This is a genomic window from Occallatibacter sp. (assembly GCF_049510455.1).
In the GTDB taxonomy this organism is placed as follows: Bacteria; Acidobacteriota; Terriglobia; order Terriglobales; family Acidobacteriaceae; genus Telmatobacter.
Genome location: NZ_JBEKYX010000131.1, coordinates 1 through 9,688 on the forward strand (window position 1 = coordinate 1; position 9,688 = coordinate 9,688).

The window sequence follows — 9,688 nt, forward strand, 5'->3', positions numbered from 1 at the left end:
TATAGCTCCTCGTTCCAAATGGCGTACGGACCCTCCGCAGTCTCCATGGGCTGAGCGTTGTCAAAAGCCTCATAAGGGCCTGCGAGGTAGCCCAATTTGTCTGCCTTGGCTAGATAACCCGGCCCAACGAGGTGCGATTGCGTGCGCGGGTTCTGGTCGTAGCTCAACACAATATGGTGGATACCAAGTGCCTGCACTTGGTCCAGAAACGAAACGTCACGGCCGTCACCCCAGACATAGGCCTGTGGTGCTCCGAACAAGCGCGGCAGTTTGGGGACGGCCTTCTCAGCAAAGGATTTGAATTGTCCACGCTCTTTCAACATCTGCCGATAGAACAAAGCGGGCGCTAGGAGGTCGGCGGGCCGCACCGCAAAGAGCAAGTCAAGGGTTTCTGCCCCGGCGACAAAATCGTGCGTGAGGCGAGCCTGCACACCAGCATTATCGTGCAGGCAAAGATTTGACTCCAGGCCGTCCACCAGCGCATAAGTGACGGCGCGGGTGCCTTCGAGGTAGCTCCAGGCCGGAAAAGAAAGCCGCGACGTGCCCGCGAGACAGTCTTCATTTCTGAATTTTGCACGCCAGAACGGATCGTCAGCCTTGTAGGCTATGCCCTCGCCGTCGGGAACAAGCCAGGTGCCGGAAGCTACGCCGGGCATCGACCAGGCTAGGCTCGAACCTGCGGCACCGGAGATCGTCAAATGCAAGGCATTGCTTTCCATAGATAGGGTGATAACCCGCCCTTCGACATCAATCCAGCGCCAACCCGCCCCGTCCGGAACGACCGTCACTCTCGCAAACTCATGCAACGGCGGCATGACAGCCAGCGGCGCAGCACCGTCCACCCGCGCATCAATTCCAAGGGTGTTCGGGTCTACCGTATAAGCGATATTGCCAACGCGCAGAATCAGAGGGTCAGTCGCGCCCGAAGCAAACTGACTGGCGACCAAGGCGAGAAAGAGAAACGACTGAGCTCCGATCATCGAGATTTAGGATACAGGCGCACGCGTAATCCCCAATTCTGAAGGCGAATTTGCTCACCAAAGTAGCGAGGGGCAAATCGCGGCTGGTCAGATCAGTCTCATAGAAAGTCGGCTTGTCAGAAGTGATCGACAAAAAATACGAACGAGTTCCGCAACACTGCTTCTTCATGCCATTTCGTAATCCCATAAAAACAACCTCAAAGCCGCGCTGAAATACTTCCAAGAAATCTGCCCATTTACCATATTATGGAACACCGTACCACAAATAAGAGTACATACTAATAGACAGCTTGCAATGCGGGAAATGCGTCCCACTGCCACTTTCCGCCTGTTTGCCGAGGCAAATAGACTGTTCAGCAAGGAGTGCGGGCATGGAAAAGGTAAGGCCATACCACTCCAGCGGAGTACGTCACAAAATCGCACTGAGGCCCGTCCTGAACTTGGCAATCAGCCCGGTTCAAGACCGCAAGACGAAACAGCGGCAGACAGAACGCAAGTTCTTTTGCAACAACAGCTTTAAGCAGCGCTAAAGATAGATCAGGCCCATAGTTCAGGTTCGACCACCAAGGGGGAATTCAATGAAAGCTCGCTATCCCGGAATCCGCATCACCGCCAACGGCAACCAGCTCGTCTCATACCACACGGAGACCCGCATCGCCGACGCCGGCGTTTTTTACCCCATTACGCCTTCGACGGAGGGCGGCGAGCTCTTTCAGCAGGCTTATGCGGAAGGCCACCTGAACGTCTTTGGCAGCAACACGATAGCCATTGAAACCGAGGGCGAGCACGCAGCCCAGGGCGGCGCAATCGCCCACTCTGTCTGCGGCAAGCGCGTGGTCAACTTCACCTCCGGCCAGGGCATCGTCTACGGCGTCGAGCAGTATTACCACGCCCCCGGCAAGGGCTCCACCATGGTCCTTGAAGTAGGCGCCCGCGCCCTCACCAAGCACGCCCTCAACGTCCACTGCGGCCATGACGACATCTACGGCGCGCTCGACACCGGCTGGATCATGATCTTCGGCAAGGACGCGCAGCAGGCCGCCGACCAGGCGCTCATCCTCCGCCGCGTCACCGAGCTTTCGCTCACCCCCGGCATGAACATCATGGACGGCTTCCTCACCAGCCACCTTGAGCGCACCTTCTACAAGCACGAGTCTGACCTGATCCGCGAGTACCTCGGCCGCCCCGACGACATCATCGACTGCCCGACAGAAGCGCAGCGCGTCCTCTTTGGACCCACCCGCCGCCGTGTCCCCAAGATGATGGACCTCGCCAACCCCATCCTCCTCGGCCCCGTCCAGAACCAGGAACACTATATGCAGGGCATCGTGGCCCGCCGCAACAACTTCGCCGAGCCCATCCTCGACTTCCTTGAAGCCGCATACAAAGACTTCGGCGACCTCACCGGCCGCTACTACGGCCTCGTCTCCAAGTACAAAACCGAAGACGCAGAAACCGTATTCGTCTCCCTCGGCTCCGCAGCGGAAAACATTGAAGCCGCAGTCGATTACATGCGTGAAACGCGCGGAGCAAGCGTCGGCTCCATCCACGTCAACGTCATCCGTCCCTTCCCGGAAGCGGCAGTCGTCGAAGCCCTGCGCGGCAAGAAGAACGTCATCATCCTTGAGCGCACAGACGAAGCCCTCTCCGGCGACAACCCACTCGGCCGCGACATTCGCACCGCCCTCTCGAAAGCCGTACAAGGCACCGCGGGCATCCCCAAAATCGAGCTCGCCGAAGTCCCGCGCATCTACGCCGGCACCTACGGCCTCGGCTCCCGCGACTTTCGTCCCGAGCACATCATCGGCGCATACCAGTTCGCCGTCGAAGGCCGCGCCCGCCGCGACGGCAAGACCGCAGCCGACAACGAATCCTTCATCGTCCTCGGCATCGACCACCCCTACTCCGTCGTCGCCGACGAAATGCCTTCCCTGCTGCCTGAAGGCGCAGTCGCCGTCCGCTTCCACTCCATCGGCGGCTGGGGCGCCATCACCACCGGCAAAAACCTCGGCGCAATCATCGGCGACCTCAACGATCTTCTCTACGAGCGCGACAAGGTCGTCGATGAATCAGGCAATCCCAAGGAAATCATCCACGTCAGCGCCAACCCCAAGTACGGCTCGGAGAAAAAGGGCGCGCCCACCAGCTACTTCATGGTCGCCGCCAAAGACCGCATCCGCGTCAACTGCGACCTCCGCCACGTGACCACCGTCCTCTGCTGCGACCCCAAAGCCTTCACCCACACCAACCCCCTCGACGGCATTCAAGAGGGCGGCGCTTTGGTCTGGGAGTCCGACGTAGACGGCGAGCGCGCATGGGAAAACCTCCCCATCTGGGCCCGCAAGCAGATCATCGAGAAGAACATCCGCGTCTTCACCCTTCCGGGCTTCGAAATCGCCCGCAAGGCCACAGACCGCGCCGACCTCCAGCTCCGCATGCAGGGCAACGCCTTCCTCGGCGCATTCTTCGCCGTCTCCAGCCTGCTCGGCGAGTTCGGCATCACGCAGGAGCAGTATCGCGACGTCGTCCGCAAGCAGTACGTCAAGAAGTTCGGCAAGCTCGGCGAAGCCGTCGTCAACTCCAACATGGAAGTCATGACGCAGGGCTTCGAGCACGTCACGGAAATCAAGGTCGGCGAGCTAGCCGCCACCGATCGCTCCACCCTCCGCGGCCAGGCGCTCCTGCCCATCCTTGAAGCCGTCCCCGCCTTCGCGACACACTCAGAAGGCAGCGCAGGCGGCTGCACCACCGGCGGATGCCGCAGCACACCACCGCCAGAAGGCCAGGCAGCCCGTCCGCCCATCTCTTCAATTGATGCCTTCGACGCGGAGTTCCGCTCGCACTTCGGCTACGACCAGCCAGCCACGCCGCTCTCGGCCATGGGCGTAATCGCAGCAGCCACCGGCGATACAGCATCCAAGTACGTCGCCCGCCGCGAAACCCCGCTTTACATCCCCGAAAACTGCACCCAGTGCATGGAGTGCATCTCGGTCTGCCCCGACACAGCCCTGCCCAATACCTCGCAGGACCTCGGTACCCTGCTTTCGACTGCCGTCACGCGCTACGTCACTGACGACGGCGAGCGCCGCAAGTTCATCACCGCGCTGCCTGAAATCGAAAAGCAAACCCGCGCCCGCATGTTGGCCGACATCAAGCAAGGCACGCCGCTCCCCACCATCCTCAAGGAAGTCACCGAAGGCGTAAACGGATTCAGCGCCGAATCCAAAGCCCAGTTCTTCCAGATCCTCGACAAAGTCCCGATGGCCTATCAGAAGGTCAACGCCATCTTCTCCTCGCCTGAGCGCAAGTCGCCCGGCTCCGGCGGCATCTTCTCCATCTTTGTCTCCGATCTCTGCAAAGGCTGCGCAGCCTGCGTCACCGCCTGCGGCGACCACATGGCCCTCAAGATGGTAGCCGAAACCGAGGAGGTCAACACCGAGCACGAAACCGGAACAGCCTTCCTCAATCTGTTGCCAGACACCTCGCAGAAGTACCTCGGCCTCTTCAACGCCGCCAACCCGGCAGACTCGAAGACCGCCACCCTGCGCAACATGCTCATGGTTCGCACCAACTACGACGCCCTCGTCTCCGGCGATGGCGCCTGCGCCGGCTGCGGTGAAAAGTCAGTCCTCCGCTCCATCGCCGCAGTCACGGAAGCCTACATGCGCCCCGTCTACCACGCCAAGTCCGACCGCTTCGTCTCGAAAGCCGGCCAGCTTGAAAAAGAAGGCGCAGCCAAGCTCGAAGCCCTCAAAGCCTCCGACCCCGCCGCATACGCCCTGCTCAAGCAAGGCGTCCAGCACCTCATCCTCGGCCTCGGCGGCGAGGACGATAAGGACACCAAGGGCCGCATCGCAGCCTACGAGCAGGCAAACGGCGAAATCACAGACGCGCAGCTCATTGAAGCCCTTGCGGCAGTCCTGCTCACCGAAGCCTTCAACCACAAGTCCCTGCAGCCAGTCGATGGCCGCCTCGCCAACGGCATGAACGTCATGGCCATGGCCGCGCACACCGGCTGCAACACGGTCTACGGCTCCACCACGCCCAACAACCCCCACCCCTACCCGTGGATGAACTCGCTCTTCCAGGACGGCATCACCATCGGCTGGCTCATGGGAGAAAGCTTCATCGTCGACCACGCCCGCCGCTCCGTCCTCCCCGAGCGCCTCACGGACACCATCCTCGCCGGCAAGGGCCTCACCGCGGAAACCTACTACCACTTCACGCACTTCACTGACGCGCTCATGACCGACAAGGAGATCGTCGAGCTCCCCAAGGTCTGGGTTGTCGGCGGAGACGGCGGCATGGGCGACATCGGCTACCAGAACATGTCCAAGGTCATCCTGCAGAACCGCCCCAACGTCAAGGCGCTCATGCTCGATACCCAGGTCTACTCCAACACCGGCGGCCAGAACTCGGATTCCACCCCCATGCTCGGCGGCGGCGACATGAACACCTTCGGCGCAGCCACGCAGGGCAAGAACACTGAGAAGAAGACCGTCGCGGAAACCTTCCTCGCCGGCCACGGCTCACCGTTCATCGCACAGGTCTCCATGGCCAACGCGCCCAAGCTCTACCGCGCCATCCTCGACGGCCTTGAGTACCGCGGCACCATGTTCCTGCAGGCCTTCACCACCTGCCAGCCGGAGCACGGCGTAGCTGACGACATGGCGCTCCACCAGGCCCAGCGCGTCCGCGACTCACGCGGCGCACCGGAGTTCGTCTTCGATCCGCGCAAGGGCGAGAGCTACCAGGAAGCGCTCGACATCACCGGCAACCCAGCCAAGGATCTCGACTGGTACGAGACCAAGGACAAGGCCACCGGCGAAACCAGCCGTTACACCGTGGCCCACTGGTGCACCACAGAAGCCCGCTTCCGCAACCACCTCAAAAAGGTCAAGCCCGAGCAGGCCGAGAAGCTAATAACACTCGATAACATGCTCGTCCGCATCACCCAGCAGGACGTCGTCTACCGCCGCTACCTGATCGATGGACACCGCTCCTTCATCCCCGACTTCGGCGTCTACCTCACAGTAGAAAACGAAGGCAAAAAGACCTACTACGCCCTCAGCCGTCAGTTGGTCATGTTCTGCGTAGAACGCCGCAAAGCATGGCGCATGCTGCAGTCCAAAGCCGGCGTAGTCAACCGCGAGTATATAGCGCAAAAGGCAATCCTCGCCGACGTAGACGCAGGCAAGATCAGCACGGAAGACTTCTTCGCCCACGCCAACGAAATGGTCCAGGAAAAACTAGGCAACCTGGTCCCAGCCAAGGCATGAACCAACTCAATCGCTAAGCACAAACGGCGGGCCATCGACCCGCCGTTTATATTTGAGCCCGAAGTCGAACACCTAGCGAGAAACTGCCGATCGCAAGATATTATATGTTGGATTTTTCTCTTTCCCTTTGGAGTTCACGGCTTCAACTTCAATACCCTTTCCAGTGAACTGTGCATTGAAAGTATCACCGGCTCGTAGGGGAACACACTTTGACCAGCGCCAAGCCCTATCGCAGCCAATAATATAGGAATTTCCATTGGAAGCTTGGACGAACATGACGTTGAGAACGTGCGGCCAACGCATGGTTGTGTCGTATGAATTGCAGCGCATACTCTGGTTCCAGTTGGTTGTGGCGTTTCCAGATGCGCTGTTACCGTAAGTATTCACATAAGCGGATGTATTTGCATTTCCAACGATGTTGCATGTAGTTGAAATCCCTCCCCCGGACTCCTGTACATAAGGAACCGATTCTTCTTGGAGAACGCGGATAGTCAGTCTCGTCGTCGCGGTTATAGCGGTGGCTGGTGACGGTGTTGGCGGGGCGGTCGGGAAAGTGGGCTTTATGAAGAGCGACGAGTTCACAGATGTGTTGAACTCATATTGTTGAACAAATACTTCGGACCTCCGATTATTCGATGTTACGACGTAATGGAAGGGTCTATAGATCCCATTTACAAGACGATAGTCGGACAAATCTGTTTGCTGCTCGATCATGGGCATTTGAGTATGCGCAGACAGTATCCTCTTCGTTTGCGGATCAATTGACCAAACAGCAGTTACCGCAGGGTGGATGATTTCCGTGATTCGAAGTTGATTGCACTGTGTAACTGCCGCGTTGGCGTCACATGCTAATTCAGCAAGAAATTCCTTTGAATGTTGGGCGACATAGACTGGATCGACCTTCATGAGTTCCAACTGCTCAACGACTTCGGCCCGAGTCAACTCTTTCTTGTCGTCTCCAACGGCCCTATAGCCGAATTTATCGGTTACGATAAGCGTTTCTGTTTTGCCTTCCACTGTGCTGATTTGTGCGGAATCGAAAGGGTAGACGCGAGTGGCCTCTCCTTCAAAGGAAACTGCCCTTCCTGAAGGAATCACGGTCACATCTACTTTTACTTTACGCCGAATCGATAGAACACCTGATATTTGGTCAGCTGGGCCAATCGCGTCCAAAACCTTGCGAAAAAGATCGGCCGCATCGGTAAGTTTAGTAGCCTGTCTGATTGCCTGTTCAGCAAAAGCGGCCCTTGCTTGACTGTTACCATCACCCTTGTCTGCATCTGCTGTAGGCACATCATGATTGTCGACGACGGGCGCTTCCGTACTTTTCTGTGCGCTTGGGGTTTTCGCCGTAGGTGCCAGGCGATTGCCAGCCACCAGCATTGCATTTAATACGCGGTCAGAAATGCCTGCCTTCTTCAGAAGAATCAGCGATTGAGGCGAGGTGTCAAATTTCGTTGGGCTATGCTGAATAGCAGCGATAATCGTTTCGTCGCCGATTCCAGCCCTAGCCATGCTCGTGATGTCCGAGTTTGTGATTGTAGCTGTTTGGCTCGTAGCTGGCAGAGCAAACAACGCTAAACTCAAGAACACAATCAAAGCAACTTTGCGCACACTCATACAGCCCCACTTTTCAATGGATCGTTGCAGAGCCAGGATGCCTCATTTCCCATAACGGTGGATAAACTTTAGCAGAACTGGGCGAGTGGCCCCCAAATAATTTAGATAGGCGGGTGGCACAGGTCTTTGTGGAGCGCGTTCCACCTATTCCGATGGGTGCCCCATGTCCCGCTTTTGAGGGTGTAAATCTTTTTGTGTAAACGGTCTTTTGAACTCTGTACAACAGGGTGAGAGGAGACCGGATGGTTTTGGACAAGGAACTGATCGACAAGTTGCTTGGGGAGTACAAGGGCCCTGAGGATATAACCGGAGAAAACGGGCTGCTGAAGCAGTTGACGAAGGCTCTTGTGGAGCGTGCTTTGGCGGCGGAACTTACCACTCATCTTGGTTATGAGAAGCACGCTGTGGAGGGCCGGCACAGCGGCAACAGCCGGAACGGGGCCAGCAGCAAGCGGTTGAAGGGTGAGTTCGGCACGGTTGAGATCGCGGTGCCTCGGGATCGAGCAGGGAGTTTTGAGCCGCAACTGGTGCCCAAGGGTACGACACGCTTTGCTGGCTTCGACGAGAAGATACTTTCCCTTTATGCGCGGGGCATGACGACGCGCGAGATTCAGGGCCATCTGGAAGAGATGTACCAGGTGGAGGTGTCGCCGACGCTGATCTCGAACGTGACCGAGGCGGTGATCGAAGAAGTGAAGGCCTGGCAGTCGCGCCTGCTGGAGCCGGTCTATCCGATCGTGTATCTGGACGCGCTGGTGGTAAAGATGCGCAGCGAAGGGCGGGTGGAGAACCGCGCCGTGTATGTGGCCATCGGCATCACGATGGAGGGGCAGAAGGAAGTTCTGGGCCTGTGGACATCGGCCAACGAAGGGGCCAAGTTCTGGCTGCAGGTGCTGACGGAGCTGAAGAACCGCGGCGTAGAGGATGTCTTCATCGCCTGTGTGGACGGACTGAAGGGGTTCCCGCAGGCTATCGAAACGGTGTATCCGAAGACCACGGTGCAGCTGTGCATCGTGCACATGGTACGGGCCAGCTTGAACTACGTGAACTGGAAGGAGCGCAAGCAGGTGGCAGCCGAACTGAAGTCGATCTACCGGGCAGCCACGGCCGAAGAGGCCGAGCGGCAACTGGAGATGTTTGCTGCCAGGTGGGACCCGAAGTACCCCACGATCAGTGCCATGTGGCGCAGGAACTGGCTGGGGATCATTCCGTTCTTCCAGTTCCCGGCCGAGATCCGCAAGATCGTCTACACCACCAACGCCGTCGAGAGCCTGAACATGAGCCTGCGCAAGGCCATCAAAACCCGGGGCGCATTTCCTTCAGAGGATGCGGCCCTGAAAGTGATGTACCTGGCACTCAAAAACCTGGCCGCTAAATGGCACACCATCCAGGGATGGAAAGAGGCTCTGCAACGCTTCGCATTTCTGTGGGAAGCTCGCTTCCCACAGAAATGCGGCTAACCAACAAACAACTTTAACTATGATCGTTTACACAAATTGCTGGACACTACCTCGGCCAGTAGCTTGCATACTTATTCAACGTTGCATCTAGCGCAATGTTTATGATGGTACAGCCCACGCTCCACCACAAAAGTTGTGGAGGCCTTTTACTCGCAGACTCAGAATTTTCAGGCATGAATCAATTGTCACCCTACAATTCTCTGTAAAGCAAGTATGTGATTGCTATATCAGATTCCTCCTGATCATTTATCTGTCACCCTTTGCAAACATGCTTTCTTTATCTCTTCATTGCAGCCTCTCGAAAATCCCCGCCGCTCCCATGCCGCCGCCTACGCACATGGTCACCATG

Annotated in this window: 4 protein-coding genes; 2 read left to right on the forward strand and 2 right to left on the reverse strand. The window is 57.9% G+C overall.

Going from position 1 to position 9,688, the window contains the following annotated elements:
- The coding region (locus tag ABSG47_RS18815) for a hypothetical protein (protein ID WP_424171402.1) at nt 1–980 on the reverse strand (980 nt) is incomplete at its 3' end.
- A 578-nt stretch (nt 981–1,558) separates the two neighbouring features.
- Here ABSG47_RS18815 and ABSG47_RS18820 point away from each other — a divergent pair.
- Nucleotides 1,559–6,259, forward strand: a complete 4,701-nt coding sequence (locus ABSG47_RS18820) for a 2-oxoacid:acceptor oxidoreductase family protein (RefSeq protein WP_424171405.1) — start codon at nt 1,559–1,561, stop codon at nt 6,257–6,259.
- A gap of 72 nt (nt 6,260–6,331) precedes the next feature.
- Here the strand turns inward: ABSG47_RS18820 and ABSG47_RS18825 are convergent, their stop codons facing one another.
- Nucleotides 6,332–7,879 carry a hypothetical protein gene (locus ABSG47_RS18825; RefSeq protein ID WP_424171408.1) on the reverse strand — a complete coding sequence of 516 codons (1,548 nt, stop codon included), beginning with the start codon at nt 7,877–7,879 and terminating at the stop codon, nt 6,332–6,334.
- Nucleotides 7,880–8,121: 242 nt separating this feature from the next.
- Here ABSG47_RS18825 and ABSG47_RS18830 point away from each other — a divergent pair, with 242 nt between their 5' ends.
- Nucleotides 8,122–9,339 carry an IS256 family transposase gene (locus ABSG47_RS18830; protein WP_424171410.1) on the forward strand — a complete coding sequence of 406 codons (1,218 nt, stop codon included), beginning with the start codon at nt 8,122–8,124 and terminating at the stop codon, nt 9,337–9,339.
- Nucleotides 9,340–9,688: the final 349 nt, after the last annotated feature.